This window comes from Micromonospora sp. NPDC050695, assembly GCF_040654415.1.
In the GTDB taxonomy this organism is placed as follows: domain Bacteria; phylum Actinomycetota; class Actinomycetes; order Mycobacteriales; family Micromonosporaceae; genus Micromonospora.
Genome location: NZ_JBFAHZ010000076.1, coordinates 1 through 20,436 on the forward strand (window position 1 = coordinate 1; position 20,436 = coordinate 20,436).

Here is a 20,436-nt window from a genome sequence, read left to right on the forward strand (position 1 = left end):
AGACACCTGAATGATCACCAGAAGACCGCGCTCTTCTACGTACCGGCCTGAACCGGCGTGACTACCCCAAAGGCCATTAAAGGGTCAAAGCTCGACCTTGCGAACGCCCTGGGCGCTACCCACCCGACGTTGGCCTCACCGCTGTCGGCGGCGGCAGCGGTCTGGCCGGGCTGCGACACCGGGTGGAGGTCGTCGGCGGCACGCTGTCCACCGGGGTGACGCCGGACGGTGGCTTCACCGTGTCCGCCACACTCCCGGCGTACGTGCCGACGGCGGCAGGGCGGTGATCCGCGTCCTGCTCGTCGATGACGAGCGGATGGTGTGCGCGCACCTGCGTACCATCCTCACCGCTTGCGGCCTGGACGTGGTCGGGGAGGCGTACGACGGTGCCGAGGCGGTGGAGGCCGCGGTCCGGCTACGCCCCGACGTGATGCTGATCGACCTGCGGATGCCCGGCGTCGACGGGCTCACCGCGATCGAGCGCATCGCGACGCTTCCCACGCCCCCACGGATCGTCGCTCTCACCACCTTCGATCTGGACGAGTACGTGCTCCGCGCGTTGCGGGCCGGCGCTGTCGGGTTCCTGGTCAAGTCCACCGCACCGGGGGAACTCGCCGACCTGGTGCGGGTCGCCGCCTCCGGCAACACCGTCCTGTCGCCGATGGCGGCCCAACGGCTGATCGGCAGTACGGGGCACCGTCACCGCCAACACGTCCGCGACATCTGCGCCTCGCTGACCGATCGTGAGCGGGAGGTGCTGGAGGGCCTGGGCGCCGGTTGGTCGAACCATCAGATCGGGCGTCGTCTGCACCTGTCCGAGGCCACCGTCAAGGGTTATGTCTCCCGGCTGTTGGTCAAGCTGGACTGCAAGAACCGCACCGAAGCCGCCCTGTTGGCCCACCAGGCCGGCCTCGGCACGCCACGGTGAAGCCGTCGGAGAAGCATTTCCTGACCATGACTCGGTGTCGGGCGAGCGATGATCGACTCAGCCCGCTGCGTCCAGCGAATGGCGGCCCCCGTTGGCAGCGGTCCGGGCGTGGGCCGAGCAACACAGATCAACCATTGAGGAGCGACGCCGCAGCCCGGACCGTTAGTGGTTCCCCGCGCCGGGACGGGATGATCCCCGGTTCCCGGCCGGTTGTCGGGGCGGCCGGCGCGAAGTCCGGCCCGATCGACGCCGAACGGGTTGCCCACGACGGGTCCGCGAACCCCGGTGTCCTCGTCGATCCCACCGGTCGACGGTGACGTGGTGTCGAGTCCCGTAAGGCTGGTCGGCCACGGCCGGCACGTCCGGGCGCGGTGGGGGAGAATTGAAGAATGTTTGTCATCAGGGAACGGTTCTTCTCGATCGGCGACGACTTCGACGTGCTCGACGAGCACGGCACCAAGGTCTTCCACGTCGACGGCAAGGTGCTCAGCGTCCGCAACAAGGTCGTCATCGAGGACGCCTCCGGCCAGGAGGTCGCCACGCTGCACCGGCACCTGGTGGCGCTGCGTCCCACCTACGAGATCCGGATCGGTGGCGAGAAGGCCGCAGAGGTCCGCAAGAAGCTCCTCACGCCGTTTCGCGACAAGTTCACCATCGACGTGCCGGGGCCCGACGACCTGGAGATGAAGGGCGACCTGCTCGACCACGAGTACGTGATCGAACGCGACGGCACCGAGGTGGCCGCCGTCTCCAAGCGGTGGCTGACGATCCGCGACACCTACGCCGTGCAGGTCACTGCCGGCGTCGACCCGCTGCTCATCATCGGCAGCGTCCTCGCGCTCGACCTGGCCCTGAACCGCGACAAGAAAAAGAGCGACGAGGACTGACCCGGGATCCGCGCGGCGCGCGGACCGCCTACGGCTGGGGGCGGGGTGCGGTACTCCGCGCCGGGTGGTCCGGTTCATGCCGGTGCCAGTCCGTCGTGTTTCCGGAGTCGGCCGGCGGCTGGGTCAGGATCGTCGTGGACGACGTCCGGGCCGAGACCATCGGGGACGCCCACGAGGTCGTCTTCCGTGGGCTCCTCATGGTGTCCCGCGGCGCGGGCGCCATGCCCAAGAGCGACGTCGCCGGTAGCTGAGATCCGTGTGGCACGGACGGCGGCGCTGCAGGAATTCCGCGGCGCGAGGCGCCGGCAGGCACTTGCGCCCGAGCGTCGAAAAGCGAGATCATCACGCATGCTCGACCCCTCGCCCGAGGACGACGGGACTTCACCGACGGTCTCGACGCCGGATTTCGTGGGTCGTGATCGGGAGATGGCGGCGCTGCGGGCCGCCTTGGCCCGGCCGCCGGCGATCGTGCTGGTGGAGGGCGAGGCGGGCATCGGGAAGAGCCGACTGCTGCGAGAGTGGTTGGCGACGGCGGACGAGCGCACCGCCCTGGTCTCGGTGTGCCCACCGCTTCGCGAGTCGTTGACCCTGGGGCCGATCGTCGACGCGTTCCGTGGCATCGACCGCCCGGTGTCGCGATTGCCGCTCACCGCCCTGGCGGGTGCGTTACGGCCCCTGTTCCCTGAATGGTCCGCGGACCTGCCGCCCGCACTGCAGCCCCTGGACGACGCGAAGGCGGCACGGCATCGCCTGTTCCGCGCCCTGGACGAGCTGCTGCGGGCCCTGCGTGTCGACGTCCTCGTGCTCGAGGACGCCCACTGGGCCGACGAGGTGACCCTGGAGTTCCTGCTGTTCGTCACCTCCCGACAGCAGACGGACGGCCCCAGTCTCGTGATCTCCTATCGGCCGGAGGAGGTGCACGACGGGTCGCTGTTGCTGCGGCTGACGTCCCGATTGCCCGCCGGCGTGACTCAGCTGAGGATCGCCCTGGCGCCGATGCGACCCGACGACACGGCAGCGCTGGTGTCCTCGATGCTGGACGGCAACCCGGTATCGCAGGAGTTCGCGACGTTCATGCACGAGCGGACCGGTGGCGTTCCTCTGGCGCTGGAGGAGTCGGTTCGCCTGATGTGCGACCGCGCCGACCTCGTCTTCCGCGACGGGCAGTGGGTCCGGCTGAAGCTGCGCGAGCTCCGGGTTCCGCCGACGGTGCGCGACTCCACCCGGGAGCGGGTGGGCCGTCTGTCGCCGCCGGCGCAGCAGGTGTTGCGAGCCGCGGCCACGTTGGCCGAGCGGTCATCGGTGGCCACGATCGCGGTGACCGCCGGTCTGTCTCCCGTTGCGTGTCGAGGCGCCATCGCGGAGTCGGCCGACGCCGGCGTCCTGGACGCGGACGACCGCGGCCAGTGGGGATTCCGGCACGTGCTGGCCGCGACGGCCGTCTACGAGGCGATTCCGTTGACCGACCGCAGACACATCCACCTGCTGGCCGGCCGTGCCCTGGAGAACATCCACCCACCGCCTGTCGCCCGCCTTGCCCACCACTTCCGTGAGGCGGGCGAGACGCGTTCCTGGGCGCGATACGCCGAACAGGGTGCCGAGCTGGCCATGGCCTCGGGTGACCACACCAAGGCGGTCGACCTGCTGGTCGAGCTGTTGTCGTGGGCCGTGCTGCCGCCGGCGGATCGGGCACGGGTCGCGCGCATCGCCGGAGTTGCCGCGCTGGGCCGTCGTGAACCGGTCGACGAGGTCTACCACCGCGTGATCCGTACCCTGCGCTCGGTGCTGGAGACCCCCGGTCTCTCCGCGCGCCAGCAGGCCGAGATCCGCAACCCCCTGGGTCGGCTCCTGATCACCGGGGGTGAGGCGCAGGCCGCGCTCAGTGAGCTGGAGCGGGCGGTGGCCAACCTCGACCATGACCCGGTCGAGGCGGCCCGGGCAATGACCTATCTCGGCTGGGCCTATGCGGGTCCGTGGCCGGCGTCGACCCATCGGCGGTGGTTGGACCGCGCCGGTGAACTCACCGCCGAATTCGACTCTCCCGCGGAGCGGCTGAACCTGGCCGGCAACCGGGCCGCGGCGCTGCTCATGCTCGGCGAAGAGGAGGCCTGGGACGTCGTCGCCGGCTTGCCCGTCGACGGAGCGACCGCGGCCGAACGCCTCGACGTGGCCCGCATCCACGCGAATGTCGGCACCGGCGCGCTGATCTGGGGCCGGTACGCCGACGCGGACAGACACCTCGCGGTGGCCAGGCACCTTGCCGAGACCGAGCAGGCGTCCCGGTTGCAGCACAACGTCCGACTCGAACAGGCCAACCTGGCGTGGTTCACCGGCGGGTGGGAGGGCCTCGCGGAACAGAGCGCGGCCCTCACCGACGCCGACCGGGACCGGCCGGCGCACTACCTCGGCAGCATCCGCCTCGCGGCTCGGTTGGCGGCCGCAGCCGGACGGCGGCGCGTCGCGGAGGAGCAGTTCCGCCTGGTGCTCGAGGAGTCCGCCCGTCTCGGCGCGGCCGACGACACGATGGAGGCCGCCGCCGCGCTGGCCAGACTGTGGCTGACGGACGGGAACAGCGGTCGGGCGCTGCAGATCACGAACGAGCCGATGGACACCGTCCGGAGAAAGGGCATCTGGATCTGGGCGACGGACCTCGTCCCCGCCCGGATCGAGGCGTACCTCGCTGCCGGCGACCTGACGGCCGCGGCACGCCTGGGCGACCAGCTCGCCAGAGGACTGCGTGGCCGTACCGCGCCTGCGCCCCGCGCCGCGCTGGCCGTGTGCCGTGCCCTGCTGCTCGCCGCAGCCGGAGACCACGCGCGCGCGGCGACCGCCTACGATCGCGCGGCGCGCGCCTGGAGCGCGTTGCCACGCCCCTACGACGCCATGCTCGCCCGGGAGCGTCAAGCCGAGGCTCTCGTCGCGCACGGCCAGATCGACCAGGGCCGAGAGCTGCTGGCGGCACAGTACGAGCAGCTGTTCAGGCTCGGTGCCCGCGGTGACGCGGACCGTGTCGCACAGCGGCTCCGCGAACACGGCGCCGAGGTCCCGCGACTGTGGCGCGGCGGCCGACGCGGGTACGGCGACCAGCTCTCACCGCGCGAGCTGGACGTCGTCCAACTGGTTGTCGCCGGCAAGACGAACCGGGAGATCAGCCGGATCCTGGCCAAGTCGCCGGCCACGGTGGATCAACAGCTACGTGCGGCGATGCGCAAGTTGAAGGTGAGTTCCCGGACCTCGCTCGCGGTCAAGGCCGTGGAGGCCGGAGTGTTCGCCGAAGAGGACGCCCGCGACGACGCGTCGTGAAAATTGACGTATCCGCTGGATAGCTAAGGTCGCGCGTCTCGGCCGAGCATGACTACATGATCCATAGCCCACGGGCAATGCATGCCTGAGCGACCTGTCGTGCGTGACGACTCCGCCATCGACGATCCGCCGCCGCCTCTGGAGCTGCCGCGGGAGCCGCACGACAGCTCCCGCAATGCCGTTGACGCCCGCGACGCCGACGACCACGAGAGCCACGACCCCTACCAACCCCTGTAGGCGGAAGGACCCCCATGAGATTCAAAGCCCTCGCGGCAACGCTTGCCGCAGCGGTCGGCCTGAGCATGCTCCAACCACTATCGGCGTCCGCCGCCGAGCCGGACCCCGGGCCGTCCGCCAAGATCGCGCCGACCCTGAAAAACCGCTTCCGTACGTCTCCGGCCTCCGACTTCTGGATCACCTTCGAGACCAAGGCCGACCTCGCGCCAGCGAAGAAGATCACCGACTGGACCGCTCGTGGTCAGTTCGTCTACGACGCGCTGACCGCGGCGTCGAAGAACTCCCTGGCATCGGTTTCCGCCGAACTCGACCGGGCTGGCGTCAAGTACACCCCCTACCCGATCGCCAACGCCGTGCTCGTCAAGGGTGGCACCGAGAAGCTCGCCCTCGACGTGGCATCGCGCGTGCAGGTCGCCGAGATCCATGCGACGCCGCAGGTCGCGCTGGTTGAGCCGGTGGAGAAGAAGCTCCCCGCTGACCAGGCCGCCCGACCCGCCGCCGGAAAGGCCGCCGGTGCGGACGGCACCGTCTCGTGGGGCCTGGACGCCATTCACGCCCCGCAGGCGTGGGCCATGGGCGCCACCGGTGCGGGCATCACGGTGTCCAACCTCGACACGGGCGTGCAGTTCGACCACCCCGCCCTGATGCACCAGTACCGCGGTACGAAGGCCGACGGCACCGTCGACCACAACTACAACTGGATGGCCACCCGGGGCTCGTGCACCGGCGCGCCGTGCGACGACGTGGGACACGGCACGCACACCATGGGCACCATGGTCGGCGACGACGGCACCAACCACGTCGGCGTCGCCCCGGACGCGCAGTGGATCGCGACGAACGGCTGCTGCGACAGCACCGGCGTCGAGTCGCTGCTGCGGTCCGGCTGGTGGCTGCTCGCCCCGACCGACCTCCAGGGCAACAACCCCGACCCGTCCAAGCGCCCCCACGTCATCAACAACTCGTGGGGCCAGACCACCGAGCACGACTTCAACGACTTCTTCCAGGCCCTCGACGATGCCTGGACCGCCGCGGGCATCTTCAGCGTCTGGTCGTCGGGCAACACCTCACCGTACGCGGCCTGCGACACCGTCTCCTCGCCCGGCTCCGCCGAGAGCGCCTACTCCGTCGGCGCCTACGGGTCGGACGGCACACTGACGTTGTTCTCCCGCAAGGGCGAGGGCGAAAACGGTCGGATCAAGCCCGAGATCGCCGCGCCGGGTGACAACATCCGTTCGTCGTACCCGAACAACAGCTACGTCGAGGAGTCCGGCACCTCGATGGCGGCCCCGCACGTGGCCGGCGCCGTCGCGGCGCTGTGGAGCTACGACCCGACCCTCATCGGGCAGGTCGACCAGACCCGCCGCCTGCTCGGCGAGTCGGCCGTCGACGTCGACGACACCGAGTGCGGCGGCACCGCCGAGGTCAACAACAAGTACGGCGAGGGCCGGCTCGACCTCCTCCGCCTGCTTGAGCTCGCGCCCCGCAAGGGCGGCACCCTCACCGGCGTCGTCACCGCCAACGGCGCCCCGGTCCCCGCCGCCGAGGTGACGATCAGCGGGCCGTTCAGCCGGTCGATCGGCACCGACAAGGACGGCCGGTTCACCACGAACCTCCCGGTCGGCGACTACCAGCTCAGCACCAAGGTCTTCGGCTACCTGACCACGACCGCCAACGTCACGGTCTCCCTCGGTCAGGACACCCCCGTCACGCTGAAACTCACGGCCGCCGCGAAGCACGACATCAGCGGCAAGGTCGTCGACGACAAGAAGCGGCCCGTCCCGAACGCCGACGTCTCGGTCCGGGACACGCCGCTGAAGCCGGTACGCACGGACGCGAACGGCGCGTTCACGATCACCGCTGTCCCCGAGGGCGCGTACAGCCTGGCCGTCACGGCCAACGCCTGCTTCTCGCCCACGACGGTCCCGCTGACCGTCGGCGCGCGAAACGAGTCGCCCACGATTCCGGTCGGGCTCGTCGTCGACAAGGGCGGTTACAGCTGCGCCGTCTCCGAGGGCGAGTACCTGCGCGGCACCGAACCGGTCGCGTTTGGCAGCGGCGTGTGGGCGACGGTGAAGTTGCCGTTCCCGATCGCGCTCTACAACGGCAGCCACGACACTCTCGGCGTCGGCCTGCGCGGCGTGATCTCCCCGGACGGCACCACCGACCCTGGCTACGGCGGCGCGGGCGCCTTCCCGCTCTATGTCGAGATCCCCGTCCAGTTCGCCCAAGGCGGTGGTGTCTTCACGGCAGCCACCAAGGTCAACGGTGAGGACGCATTCGTCTTCGAGTACCGCAACGCGAAGCTCTGGGCCTACCCGAACCGGTCGGAGTACACGAAGCCGGTCAACTTCTCGGCCACCTTCACCCGCTCGGGCACGATGATCTTCGGGTACGGCGACGGCTTCGGGACCGACGACCCGGTGACCGCCGGCGCGAACGCCATCACCGGCATCCAGGGCTGGTCCGGCGTCGACGGTATCCGCTTCTCCGACCACGCTCCGGTGCTGCGCGACGGGATGATCGTCACCTACGACCTGCCTGACTTCGGGTACCTCGACGCGACCGTCGTCGACCGTAACGACGGGCTACCGCTGGCCGACGCCAAGGTCTCGTTCTCGAACAAGAACGGGCTGGTCGAGACCGTCACCACCAACGGCACGGGCCTCGTGCACCGCCAGCTTCCGGTCGGCAGCTACACCATGACTGTCGAGGCGCGCAACTACTCGACCGCTGCGTACCCCTTCTCGCTGAAGAAGCTCTACGCGAAGGCCACGATCGACGCACGCCTGGCCACGGGTGTCGCCGGCCTGAAGGCCGACGGCCTCGAGACGCTGCTGGGCACCGACCAGAACGGCGCGGGCTCGCTGACGCTGACCAACAACGGCTCCGCCCCCCTCACGTACAGCCTGGGCGAGGCCGAGCGCCACCCCGAACTCGACGCCACCGGACGCACCGCGCGCACGGGGAAGGGTGCGGCCAGCACGATCGACCTCGCCGCGTGGAAGAAGGACGCCAGCGGCACGAAACCGTCGAACGTCGACGGCATCGCGGCCAAGTCGAGCACCGCGGAGGCGCAGGCGGCTGCCAAGGTCGGCGCGACCGTCGGCGGCGACGTCATCACCCGGATCCCCATCCCCGGCAAGGCCGGGGAGAAGGAGGTCACCGGCATCGGGTACGACGGTGACGTCTGGGTCCACGACTACAACAAGCGGACCAACACCGCCTACACGGTGACCGGTAAGCCGACCGGGAAGGTCTTCGACGCGGCGTGGAACCCCGCGTACCGGGCGTTCGACATGGCGCTCGACACCAAGACCGGTGACATGTGCCAGATGGAGGACAGCCCGGCCAGCCTCATCCACTGCTTCAACCGGGACACCGGTAAGGAGACCAGGCAGATCAATGGTGACTTTTCCACGTCGCAGCTGACCGGGCTCGCCTACAACCCGATCCGGGACGTGTTCTACGTCGGCGGCCGACGGAACGGCAAGATCGGGACCGTCGCCGGCACGTCGCACGACAACCCGGGCGCGCTGCTGTCCTACTGCACCCCGCCGCTAACCGAGGTGATGGGCCTGGCCTACAACCAGGCGTCCAACACCATCTGGTACACCGACCTCACCTGGAACCGGACCAGCCGCCTGTTGCAGATCAACCCCGACGACTGCTCGCTGGTGAACGCGTGGTGGTTCCCGGGCCAGAAGGTGGCCCAGGGCGGCGGCCTCGAGACCGACTCGACCGGCGCGCTGTGGGCGGCGGACCAGGTCGCCGACGACGTCGTGCTCGTCGACGTCGAGGACGATCTGCTCACCGACCTGCCGTGGCTGTCGCTCTCCTCGGCCGGCGGCACCCTTGCCCCCGGTCAGTCGACGACCGTCAAGGTGTCGATCTCCTCGAAGGGCGCCAAGCCCGGAGTCCTCGCCGCGAACATCGTCGTGCGGTCCAACTCCGGACGCCAGCCCAGGAGCTACGTCCCGGTGACGCTCACGACCACGAAGTACCAGGTCGGTGTCAACGCCGGCGGCGCGAAGCTCACCGACGGCTCCGGCTACACCTGGTCCGCCGACCAGCCCGCCGGCAAGAAGGCGTGGGGCTACGAGGGCAACAAGACGAAGGTCACCGCCACGAAGGCCGGTATCGCCGGCACGACGGACGACGCCCTGTTCCAGTCGCAGCGCACCACAGCGGACAAGCAACTGTTCTACCGATTCCCCGACGCACCCAAGGGCACCTACGCGATCGACTTCGGGTTCGCCGAGATCGACAAGGTGGCCAAGGGGAAGCGGGTGTTCGACCTCCTCGTGGACGGAACTCTGACGGACTACGCCTACGACCCGACCGGGGCCGTGGGGCCGAACGCCGCCGACTGGCGTAAGGCCGTCGTGACGCACGAGGGCGGTCCGCTGACCGTGGAGTTGCGCGGCTCGAAGGGCCTGAAGGCCCCGAGCATCGCCGCGCTGCGGGTGACGCTCGACCCGCGGGCGGACGCGGCTGAGCCGGAGCCGGAGCCGGAGCAGCCGGATCCGGGTCCGGTGCCGGTGGCTCCCGCCGGTCGCTCGTACTCGATGAAGGTGACCGACGGGCTCTACCGCCAGGGCACCCAGGAGTCCGGATGGCACGGCGACGACCTCTGCGGCGTGCTGTGGTTCGACTCCACCTTCCTGGCCCCGTTCTACGACACGGCCTGGGACGGCGTCTGCGTGACGACGAACGGCACGCTGATCTTCGACCGCGCCGACGCGCCGGCGAACAACACGGCACTGCCGTCGCCGTACCCGTTCGACGCGATCCACCCGTTCTGGGACGACCTGGTCGTCGACGACGAGGCGGGCATCTACTTCGGCACGACCGAGGTGGACGGGCTGGCCGCGCAGGTCATCGAGTGGCGCAACGTCACCTTCTCCAGCGACCGGACGGCTCGGGTGAGCTTCTCGGTCACGCTGATCGCGGACGGACGGATCCAGATCGGGTACGGCGACGGCGTCGGCGGTGACAACCCCCTCACCAAGGGGTCGTCGGCGACGGTCGGCGTGGAGAGCCTGACGCGCAACCCGGCGAGCCAGTACTCCTTCGACCAGCCCGTCCTGAAGGCTGGCCTGGGCCTGGAGTACACCCTCCCGGCCGCGGGCACGATCGAAGGTACGGTCACCGACAAGAACGACGGCAAGCCGATCGAGGGCGCGATCGTCACGCTCAAGGGTCCGGCCGGCGAACGGGTCATCACGACCGACGTGAAGGGCCGCTGGAAGGCCCAGGCGCTGGTCGGCGAGAACACCGTGCAGGTCGGGGCCCCGAACTACGTCACCGCCAGCCACCCGGTGATCATCGCCAAGAAGGATCAGGCCGAGGTGGTGGACACGGCGTTGACCACGGGCATCGCCAGCGTCACCGGAGCCGACCTCGACTGGCTCCTCGACAAGGGCCAGAAGGCGACGGCCGACGTGACCGTCACCAACACCGGCTCCGCCCCGATGCAGGTACGGGTCAGCGAGCAGAAGCGCACCAGCGACGGCGGGCACGAGGCCGGCGACCTTCCGTGGCTGACCCTGACGGGCGCGGCCGCGACCGGCACGGTCACGCTCGCGGCCGGAAAGGCCACCACGGTCACGGTGACGGCCGACAGCGCCGGCAGCAAGCCCGGCGTGCTCGTCGGGGACGTGCTCGTGACGTCGACCACCGGCAAGGCTGAGACCCAGCTCAAGTCGGTACGGCTGGCGACGTCGGCCTACACGAAGGGCGTCGACGCGGGCGGGTCGGGGTACGTCGATGCCGACGGTTTCTTCTGGTCGCCCGACCAGTCGGTCGGCTCGCGGCAGTGGGGCTACGTCGGCGGCAAGGTACGTACCACCAAGGCCGACATCGCCGGCACCGAGGACGACGCGCTGTTCCGCACCCAGCGGACCGGCGAGACGTTCAGCTACGTGTTCAAGAACGCCCCGGCCGGGACGTACCGGATCGGCCTCGACTTCGCGGAGATCGAGAAGATCAAGGCCGGCAAGCGTGCCTTCGATGTGCTCGCCGACGGCAGGATCGCGCTCTACGACCACGACGTGCAGGCGAAGGTGGGTGCGCTGACCGCGGACCTGAACACGGTCACCGTCGAGCACGCCGGTGGCGATCTGAAGATCGAGCTCCTCCGCGACAAGGGGGAGAGCGACCCGATCCTCAACGCCCTCAAGGTCCAGGAGGATCCCCGCCTCTGAGATAGCCACACCAGTGGTCGGGGCCTCCGCGGGACGATGTCCGTGGAGGCCCTGACCGCTGCTGCGGTGTGAGGCGTACCGCACTGTTCGCTCACCTGACGGCTCCGTGTGACGTCTCCGTCAGCTACATCCATATCTATATATCCATGACTGGACACCACCCGCACCACTGCCACCACGACGAGCGGTCCGACGACGAGGTGCCGTACGGCCAGGTCGAGGTCCCCACAGGCTTCGGCCGACGGACGCTTCTGGCCGGTGCCGGCGGGACGTTGATGCTGGCCGCGCTGCCGACCGCGGCCCGGGCGGCCAACACGACGAGGGCCGGCGCCCCAACCGCGGCGACCGGCGCCAGCCGGACATCCCTGATCACCCAGGGCACGATGTTGGTCCACACGGACATGCACAACCACACGGTCATGTCGGACGGGGACGGCAGCGCCGAGGCCGCGTTCGCCTCCATGCGCGAGGCCGGTCTGGACGTGGCCGCGCTGACCGATCACGCCACGCTCTTCTCCATCGACGGGCTCAGCTCGTCCGAGTGGCGGACCACCGGCGACCTGGCCAACGCGGCCAACGACCCGGGTCAGTTCACCGCCATCCGCGGGTTCGAGTGGTCGCATCCTCTCCAGGGGCACATCAACGTCTGGAACACCTCCGACTTCGCCGATCTGCTGCGGGCCGGCAGCCCTGGCAGCCTGTACAACTGGCTCACCGGCCGGCCCGGGGGTCTGGCGAGCTTCAACCACCCCGGCCGCGAGGTGGGCCGGTTCAACAACTTCTCCTTCAACGCCTCGGCCCGTGATCAGCTCGTGGGGCTGGAGATGTTCAACCGCACCGACGACTTCCTCTTCGAGGGCTGGTCGTCGGGTGTGACGTCACCGCTGGTGGCCTGCCTGAACGCCGGTTGGCGGCCGGCCCTGACCGGCGTCACCGACGAGCACGGCACCACCTGGGGCTTCCACGAGGGTAAGGGGCGCAGTGGTCTGTGGGTCGCCGAGAACACCCGCGCCGCGGTGTTCGAGGCGATGGCCGCCCGTCGATCCTTCGCCACGCGCGTCTCGGGGCTCCGGGTGGACGCCACGGCCAATGGCGTACGCATGGGCGGCGTGCTGAACGTGACCTCCGGCGACGTCCGGTTCCTGCTGGACCTCGACCGCGGCTCGGCCTGGGACGGCAAGCCGCTGCGGATCCAGGTGCTCCGGCCGGGCTCCTCCGCGCCGACCGTCGTCGACGTCATCGACACCGTCAACGGTCGGGTCACCGATTTCACCGTGCCGCTCACCGTCACCGACGGCGACTGGGTGGTGCTTCGGATCTCCGACCCGTCCCTGCCGAACGGCACCCCTGGCCCGGCTGGTCACCCGTGTAACGACTTTGGCGTGGCCTACACCAGCCCCTGGTGGCTGCGCCCCTGAACCCCCGAGGTGCGGCGGGCCAGCCACGGACGGCTGTGCCCGTCGTTCCGGGGACCGGCTCGGATCCGCGAGATGGTCGCGTCCCGTCCAGGTCAGAGAGGTGGTGGGGGCAGTGTCGGGCTGTCCAGCCAGGTCTCGAACAGCTCACTCAGGGGCTCACGGGTGAAGCGCTGGGCGTGCAGCCGGAACTGCTCGGTCGTCACCGTCGCGTGTTGGTGCTCGGCGACCCAGGCCCGCAGGAGCGTGAAGAACGCCTCGTCGCCGACCCTCTTCCGCAGGGCGTGCACCGTGAGCGCGCCGCGCTTGTAGACCAGCGGGTCGAACATCCGGTCGACGCCGGGATCCGCGACGACGACCCTGCGCGGCCGGGCCGCGACCCAGGCGTACCACTCGGCGGCCACGGCGTCCGTCGGGAGGTTGCCGCCGACGCCGGACCACAGCCACTCGGCGTAGGTGGCGAAGCCCTCGTTGAGCCAGATGTGCCGCCAGTCCGCCACCGTGAGGCTGTTGCCGAACCACTGGTGGGCCAGCTCGTGGACGACGAGCCGCTCGTGCGTGCGCCGCCCGTCGACGTGGTTGCGCCCGAAGACGGCCATGCCCTGCGCCTCGACGGGATCGTCGAGGTCGTCGTCGGCGACCACGACGACGTACTCCCGGAATGGGTACGGCCCGAAGAACCGCTGGAGCGTCGTCATGATCTCGTCGTGCCGGCTGAGGTCGTGGGCGGCGTTCCGGCGCAGCGCGGGTGGGATCGCGGCTCGCTGCACCACCGCACCACCACCCAGATCCAGCATCTCGTAGCGTCCGATCTGAACGCTCATCAGGTACGGCGAGGTGGGCTCGCGGCGCTCGTACACCCAGGTCGTGTCGCCCGCGCCCCGCCGCTGGAGCACGGGATCACCGGTCACCAGCACGGTGTACGGGGAGGAGGTCGTGACTGCCACCCGGAAGGTGGCCTTGGCACCGGGCTGGTCATCGCACGGGAACCAGGACGGCGATCCGTTCGGCTGGCTGGCCACGAGCACCCCGTCGGTGAGTTCCTCCCACCCGATCTCGCCCCACCGGCCGGAGATGGGCACCGGCTTTCCCGCGTACCGGATCTCCACCCGGAACGTGTCCCCGGCGCCGATCGGCCGCTCGGGTTTGATCTGAAGTTTGTCCGGCCGGTGCAGGTACTTCGCCGGGCGCCCGTCCACCCGGACGTCCTGGACGCGGAGCCGACCGAGGTCGAGGGTGAACCGCGACAGCGACTGCACGGCCACCCCGCTGAGGTCGGCCCGGCCGGCAAGGCGGTTCGACACGACCCGGTAGTGCAGGTCGAGGTCGTAGTGCAGCACCCGGTAGCCGCCGTTGCCGTGCTCCGGCAGGTAGGAGTCGCCGGAGCGAGCGGCACCGGGCGTTGCGCCGCTCGACGCCGACGCCTTCGGATTCACGCCGACCGTGCCGCTGGCGCCGGCCAGGTGGTGATCGGGTTACCCAACCACCGGCTGTCGCACGGCACGGCGTCGCCGCGGGTCACCAGCGAACCGGGCCCGACGGTGGTCCGCGCGCCGATGCTCGCCCCCGGCAGGACGATGCCGTGCGGGCCCAGCGCCGCTCCCGCGCCCAGTGTCACCTCGTCCATGCTCATCACACGATCATGGAACAGATGGGTCTGCACCACACAACCGCGGTTCACCGTCGCGCCATCGCCCAGCCGCACCAGGTCGTACTCGGGCAGCCAGTAGGTCTCCAACCAGACGCCCCGGCCGATCTTCGCACCGAGCGTGCGCAGCCACGCCGCGAGCAGTGGCGTGCCGGTCGCGAAGCGGACCAACCACGGCGCGGCGAGGACCTCGACGAACGTGTCGGCCAGCTCGTTGCGCCACACGAAGGATGTCCACAGCGCCCGATCGGCGACTCGGAAGCGCCCGACCAGCAGCCACTTCGCGGCCGTCGCGGCGGCGGCGGCGACGATCGCCGCACCCAGCAGCACCGGTCCGGCCACGAGCGGGGCGGCCCACCACCCGGCGGCCCTCCACACGAGCGCGAGGACGGCCAGGACGCCGATCGCCAGGGCGCCGGCGCACATCATCGGCACGATCCGGCACAGCTCGATCGCAGCCCGGGCGAGCTTCAGCCGGACCGGCGGGTCGAAGGTGCGACTGGTGTCGGCTGCCTGGACGGTACGGCGCAGCGGCATCGGCGGTGCGCCGAGCCACGACGAGCCCTTCTTCGCCTTGAACGGCGCCGACGACAACACACCGACGAGGCCACGCTTCGGCACCGAGCGCCCGGCTGCGGCCATCCCCGAATTGCCGAGGAATGCCTGCTTGCCGATGCGGGCCGGGGCTACCCGCAGCCACCCGTGGCTCAGCTCGTAGGTCGCGACCATGGTGTCGTCGGCCAGGAAGGCCCCGTCGGCGACCGTGGTCATCGCCGGCAGTGCGAGCACGGTGGACGCCTCCACCCCGCGCCCCACCTTGGCGCCGAGCAGCCGCAACCACACCGGTGTGAACAGGCTGGCGTAGAGCGGGAACAGCCCGACCCGGGCCATCCCCATCAGCCGCTCGGTCGTCCAGACCTGCCACGCCACCCGCCCCTGCACAGCGTGATACCCGGCGCGCAGGCCGATGCTGAGCGTCCGGACGAGCCCGAGTACCAGCAGCGCGTAGCCCACGACGTAGACGACGGTCGCCACCGCGACGGCGGCCAGCACAGCGCCGACCGCCGGCCGGACGGCGAACGTCCAGCCGAGCAGGGCGAGTGCCGGCAGGGCGGCCACGATCGGGACCAGCGCCAGCAACTGGGCGGTCATCCCGTACGCGAGCGGCCAGAGGCATGCCCCTGTGCGCGATCGGGGGGGACGCTGCCCCGGCCACCCGTCCGAATCCTTGTCGGCCGCGGCTGCCGCCGGTGAGCCGGCCCAGTGGTGGTTCGCCGGTACGGCGCCGGCCACCGTCGAGCCCGCGGCGACGCGGGCGCCCTTGCCGATCCGAGCGCCCGGCATCAGGATGCTGCGAGACCCGACCCGGGCGTCGGCACCGACGCGAACCCTGCCGATGCGGACGACATCGCCGTCGACCCAGTGGCCGGACAGATCGACCTCCGGCTCGATCGCCGCGCCGCGGCCGAGCTTCAGCAGGCCGGTCACCGGCGGCGCGGAGTGCAGGTCGACGTCGGCCCCGATCTGCGCGCCGAGAGCCCGGGCGTAGATGGTCATCCAGGATGCCCCGGCGACGCTGGTGGCGCCGGTCAGCTCGGCGAGGCGTTCGGCGGCCCACAGCCGCAGGTGGACGCCGCCACCGCGCGGGTAGCTGCCGGGGCGTACCCCGCGCAGCAGGAGGCGAGCTCCTGCGGCGGCCATGGCGATCCGGCCCGGCGGGCTGAACAGCACAAGCCAGCCCAGCGCCACCCACCACCAGGACACAACCGGCGCCCAGGGTGCCGGAGCGAACCGGCCGAGGACCGTGCCGAGGGCCGCGAGGACGGTCAGCCAGCGGAGCCCGACCAGCGCCAGCATCGGAACCATCATCGCGGCCTGGATCAGTCCGGCACGCCGTGGCGTCGGCCGGACCTCCCGGCGCTTCGCCTCGGTGGTGTCGAGCGCGTCGAGCACGGCCGCGAGCCGCGACAGTTTCGGGTGAAGGTAGATGTCGGCCACCGAGACGCGCGGGTACCGGCGCCGGATCCACGCCACCAGTTGCGCCGCGTTCAGGCTGCCGCCGCCGTGGGTGAAGAAGTCCGCGTCCGCCTCGGTGGGGCGTACGCCCAGGATCTCGGCCCAACCGCCGGCGAGCCACTCCTCCGTCGCGGTCAGCTCACCCGCCGTGTCCTGCCCGGTGGCCAGCGGCCAGGGCAGCGCGGCCCGATCCACCTTGCCGGATGTCCGGGTCGGCAGTGCCTCCACCGTGGCCAGCAGCGGCACGAGCGCCGCCGGCAGCTGCTCACGGATCCGCAGCGCCGCCGCCGCGGCATCGAACGTGACGCCGTCACGCGGGACCACGTACCCCACCAGCAGTTGGTTGCCCGCGGCGGTGCGCTGCACCGCCGCGGCGGCACCGGCGACGTCGGGCAGCGCCTGCAGTGCGGCGTCGATCTCGCCGAGCTCGATCCGGCGTCCCCCGAGTTTGACCTGCTCGTCACCGCGGCCGACGAACAGGAGCCCCTCGGGCTCCGCCCGGACGATGTCACCGCTGCGGTACGCCCGCTGCCAGCCGAGCGCGGGCAGCGGCGCGAACTTCTCGGCGTCCTTGCCCACGTCCAGGTAGCGGGCGAGCCCCACCCCGCCGATCACCAGCTCGCCGGTCTCACCCATGGCGACCGGAGCGCCGGAGGCGTCAACCACGGCGAGCTCCCAGCCGGCCAGCGGCAGCCCGATGCGTACCGGTCCCTCGCCGGTCATCCGCGCGGCGCAGGCGACCACCGTCGCCTCGGTTGGTCCGTAGGTGTTCCAGACCTCGCGTCCCTCGACGGCCAGGCGCTGCGCCAGCTCCGGTGGGCAGGCCTCGCCACCGAAAATCAGCAGCCGGACCTCCTCCAACGCCTCGACGGGCCACAGCGCGGCGAGTGTCGGCACCGTCGACACCACCGAGATGCGCTGCTCGGCCAGCCACGGCCCGAGGTCGACGCCGCTGCGGACGAGTGACCGCGCGGCCGGCACCAGACACGCGCCGTGCCGCCACGCCAGCCACATCTCCTCGCAGGACGCGTCGAACGCCACCGACAGCCCGGCCAGAACCCGGTCCTGCGGACCGATCGCCTCGCTGGCCTCGTCGGCGAGGAACAACTGCGCCTCGGCGTCCACGAAAGCCGCCGCCGCGCCGTGGCTGACGGCCACACCCTTCGGGGTGCCCGTAGAACCGGAGGTGAAGATGATCCAGGCGTCGTCGTCGGGATCAGGTCGGCCCGTGCGACCCCCCGGGGTACGACGGAGCGACACCGCCAGCCCGTCACTGAGCACCGCGACGACCCCCGCCTCGGCGAAGACGAGCTCGGCGCGTTCCTCGGGATCGTCCGCGTCGACCGGCACGTAGGCCGCACCCGCCGCGAGAACGCCGAGGATCGCCAGGTACAGCTCGGCCGTACCGGATGAGATCCGGATGCCCACCCGGTCACCGACACCGATGCCGCGCCCGGCCAGCGAACTCCGGACGGCCTCGACCTCACCGGCCAGGTCGCGGTACGTCAGTGCCGTGCCGTCGTTGTCGATCGCAACCGCGTCGCCGTGCGCGCGCACGGAGTCGTCGAGAATGTCGACAAGCGTGCGGCGGGCCGGGGTCGAGGGGGAGCGGAACACCGCCGGGTGCGCCGGTACGGTCGCCGCCGGCGGAAGCGCGACTATCTGCGGGCCACTCGTCACGGGCACCGGGTGTTCACCATCTTCACCTCGCGGATTGGCGTCAACCAGGCGTGCGGAACGCGGACCTGCCCTGGCCAGCCGTCAACGCTACGTCGCACCGGCCGCATCTGACGACGGAGCCGAGCGTTCGTGTCCACCACCACACCGCTGTGTTCCGGGGACACCTGACGGTCGCGACCGCCATGCTCGCGTCGTACTGGGCGGCCGGCGGCGACGGCCGACCGTTCGCACGCGGCGCATCCTGGGCGTCAACGAGTCACGGAGCGAACCGGTCAGGTGCGCAGCACGTTGGCGTAGATCAGCCAGGCCAGCGCGGACTTGGCCACGAGACTGAGCACGATGTACGAGACCTCACCGTAACGGTAGTCCCGCCAGCGGCCACGCTGCGCGTACTGCAACGCCATGTTGACCGCGAAGCTGGCGAAGAGCACGAACTGGACGATGATGATCGCCCAGACGAAGCCGGGGATCTCCGGCGGCTGCGCGACGTACACGATGATCGCCAGCCAGGGCGCCGCGCCGACCAGCGAACCGAACCAGAACGCGCTCCAATCGGCGCGGCCCGGCGTCTGCTGCCGCTCCATCAGCAGGCCGAACAGGATCATCGCGGTGTTCGCGGCGAAGATCCCGATGACCGCCGCGAGGTCGCGGATCCCGACGAACAGGCCGATGAGCACGATCATGATCGAGGCGCTGACGGAGTACTCGATCCAGCGGGCGTAGTTGGCCCGCCGGTCGAGGTTGCGCTCGTACCATCGGTGCACGCCGGGGGCGGCGGTGACGAAGTGGTCGAGCGCGGCGAGGAGCAGGAAGACCGCCACCGCCGGTCCGACGGCGATGCGGAAGGCCACCTCTGGCAGCGTCGCGTCGCGCAGCGTCACCGGATCGGCCGTCAGGTACGACGCGGTGACCGGCAGGGTCAGGTCGCTGCTGGCCGCCCACATCCAGCTGCCCTCGACCGCCAGTACCAGGCCGACGAGCACATTGAAACCGCGCAACCGCCGGTAACGGTCACGGCCCGCCGCCTGGTGCCGCATACGCGCCACCATAGGTAGGGGAACGTCCGTCCGCCGGGCTTTGGGCATATCACCGCCCGCGACGTCGTCGTGTACGGCGTGGTCCTCGCCGTCGGGCAGCGTTCAGCGGTTGAGGTAGGCGGTCAGTCCGCCGAGTTCCTCGTTGGCGATGAACACCGAGCGCACGTTGAGGATCGCCTCCTCGACATGGGTGGGGCAGCCCCACGCCGCGTCGCCCCACGAATCGGCGATCTTGATCTCGGCCGGTGCGGTGCAGCCGGCGGCGCCGCCGAGCTGGCAGTGCTCGGGGTGCGGTGTGGCGGCCTGTGCGGCTGCGGCGGCCCGCATCCGAGCGGCGAGTTCGGCAGCGGCGGCGGCACGCTGCTCGGCCTCGGCGCGCAGCTCCCGCTCGACGCGTACCACCTTGGCGAGCTCGTCGTTGGCTGACGTGGCGCGTGCTTCGGCGGCGAGTTTCCCCTGCTCGATGTGGTGGCGTTCGATGGCCAGGGCCGCGGTGCCGGCGAAGAGCCGGGCGAGCGCGAGGTCGGTCTCCTGTGGGACGCGCGGGGTGCGGTGGTACATGGCGAAGGTGCCCAACAAGCCGCCGTCGCGGGCCAGGATCGGCGTGGACCAGCAGGCCGCCAGCCCGGCCCGGCCGGCCAGGTCCCGGAAATCGTTCCAGAAGGGATCGACGGCGATGTCGGTGACGATGACCGGCTCCCGCCGGTGAGCGGCGGTGCCGCACGAGCCGACACCTTCGCCGGTCGCGATGCCGTCGATGGCCTCGTTGTAGAAGTCGGGCAGGCTCGGCGCGGCTGACCCGCTCGCTTTGGGAGCGAGAGACACGGGGTTCGACACCCCGGTCCCGGACGTCGGCGCGATTGACGCCAACCCCATGGGCCGTTGGAGCAAGGTGGCAGCTCACCTGGTTCTCAGCCAGGAGGTTACGGGTTCGAAACCCCGTACGGCCGACGCGGCAGGGTTCGATTCCCTGCTCCCGGAACGCCACCCTCCCTGTCACGCTGATGTGAGACAGCTCGTCTACCAGGGGATACTCTTCCTGGACGGTTCTGAGGAGAGATCATCAGCATGACGTCGAAGTC

General features: G+C 70.6%; 10 protein-coding genes and 1 tRNA gene. 7 read left to right on the forward strand and 4 right to left on the reverse strand.

From position 1 onward, the window contains the following. Nucleotides 1-283 precede the first annotated feature (283 nt). From AB0H52_RS29840 to AB0H52_RS29865, 6 genes are all read left to right on the forward strand, one after another. A complete protein-coding gene (locus AB0H52_RS29840) occupies nucleotides 284-928 on the forward strand; it encodes a response regulator transcription factor (RefSeq protein ID WP_151490949.1) in 645 nt (214 codons plus the stop codon). 389 nt (nucleotides 929-1,317) lie between these two features. Beyond that, a complete protein-coding gene (locus AB0H52_RS29845; RefSeq protein WP_151490950.1) occupies nucleotides 1,318-1,815 on the forward strand; it encodes an LURP-one-related family protein in 498 nt (165 codons plus the stop codon). Nucleotides 1,816-2,163: 348 nt separating this feature from the next. Further along, on the forward strand, nucleotides 2,164-5,118 hold the full coding sequence (locus AB0H52_RS29850) for an AAA family ATPase (RefSeq protein WP_357951557.1): 2,955 nt from the start codon (nucleotides 2,164-2,166) through the stop codon (nucleotides 5,116-5,118). A gap of 81 nt (nucleotides 5,119-5,199) precedes the next feature. Then, nucleotides 5,200-5,355, forward strand: a complete 156-nt coding sequence (locus AB0H52_RS29855; RefSeq protein ID WP_192580342.1) for a hypothetical protein — start codon at nucleotides 5,200-5,202, stop codon at nucleotides 5,353-5,355. A gap of 14 nt (nucleotides 5,356-5,369) precedes the next feature. Then, on the forward strand, nucleotides 5,370-11,558 hold the full coding sequence (locus AB0H52_RS29860; RefSeq protein ID WP_357951559.1) for a S8 family serine peptidase: 6,189 nt from the start codon (nucleotides 5,370-5,372) through the stop codon (nucleotides 11,556-11,558). A gap of 146 nt (nucleotides 11,559-11,704) precedes the next feature. Then, nucleotides 11,705-12,976 (forward strand): CehA/McbA family metallohydrolase, encoded by a 1,272-nt coding sequence (locus tag AB0H52_RS29865; RefSeq protein ID WP_225854602.1) that lies wholly within the window; start codon nucleotides 11,705-11,707, stop codon nucleotides 12,974-12,976. A 92-nt stretch (nucleotides 12,977-13,068) separates the two neighbouring features. Here AB0H52_RS29865 and AB0H52_RS29870 read toward each other — a convergent pair whose 3' ends face one another. From AB0H52_RS29870 to AB0H52_RS29885, 4 genes are all read right to left on the reverse strand, one after another. Next, nucleotides 13,069-14,409, reverse strand: coding sequence for a M1 family metallopeptidase (locus AB0H52_RS29870; RefSeq protein WP_151490954.1), 1,341 nt, complete (start codon nucleotides 14,407-14,409; stop codon nucleotides 13,069-13,071). Next, nucleotides 14,406-18,317 carry a Pls/PosA family non-ribosomal peptide synthetase gene (locus tag AB0H52_RS29875; protein WP_357951563.1) on the reverse strand — a complete coding sequence of 1,304 codons (3,912 nt, stop codon included), beginning with the start codon at nucleotides 18,315-18,317 and terminating at the stop codon, nucleotides 14,406-14,408. The genes AB0H52_RS29870 and AB0H52_RS29875 overlap by 4 nt, the downstream gene beginning before the upstream one ends. A 272-nt stretch (nucleotides 18,318-18,589) precedes the next feature. Beyond that, on the reverse strand, nucleotides 18,590-19,354 hold the full coding sequence (gene heR, locus AB0H52_RS29880) for a heliorhodopsin HeR (protein WP_225854603.1): 765 nt from the start codon (nucleotides 19,352-19,354) through the stop codon (nucleotides 18,590-18,592). Between the two features lie 102 nt (nucleotides 19,355-19,456). Continuing rightward, the gene (locus AB0H52_RS29885) at nucleotides 19,457-20,179 is read right to left on the reverse strand and encodes a GAF domain-containing protein (RefSeq protein ID WP_225854604.1); all 723 of its coding nucleotides are present in this window, start codon (nucleotides 20,177-20,179) and stop codon (nucleotides 19,457-19,459) included. A gap of 51 nt (nucleotides 20,180-20,230) precedes the next feature. Between AB0H52_RS29885 and AB0H52_RS29890 the strand changes: the two genes are divergently transcribed. Continuing rightward, nucleotides 20,231-20,305: transfer RNA gene (locus tag AB0H52_RS29890), tRNA-Glu, on the forward strand. Nucleotides 20,306-20,436: the final 131 nt, after the last annotated feature.

Bases quoted from the DNA above. Each gene is read 5' to 3' on its own strand.
- AB0H52_RS29845 (WP_151490950.1), top strand. From the start codon at position 1,318: ATGTTTGTCATCAGGGAACGGTTCTTCTCGATCGGCGACGACTTCGAC.
- AB0H52_RS29850 (WP_357951557.1), top strand. From the start codon at position 2,164: ATGCTCGACCCCTCGCCCGAGGACGACGGGACTTCACCGACGGTCTCG.
- AB0H52_RS29855 (WP_192580342.1), top strand. From the start codon at position 5,200: ATGCCTGAGCGACCTGTCGTGCGTGACGACTCCGCCATCGACGATCCG.
- AB0H52_RS29860 (WP_357951559.1), top strand. From the start codon at position 5,370: ATGAGATTCAAAGCCCTCGCGGCAACGCTTGCCGCAGCGGTCGGCCTG.
- AB0H52_RS29865 (WP_225854602.1), top strand. From the start codon at position 11,705: ATGACTGGACACCACCCGCACCACTGCCACCACGACGAGCGGTCCGAC.
- heR (WP_225854603.1), bottom strand. From the start codon at position 19,354: ATGCGGCACCAGGCGGCGGGCCGTGACCGTTACCGGCGGTTGCGCGGT.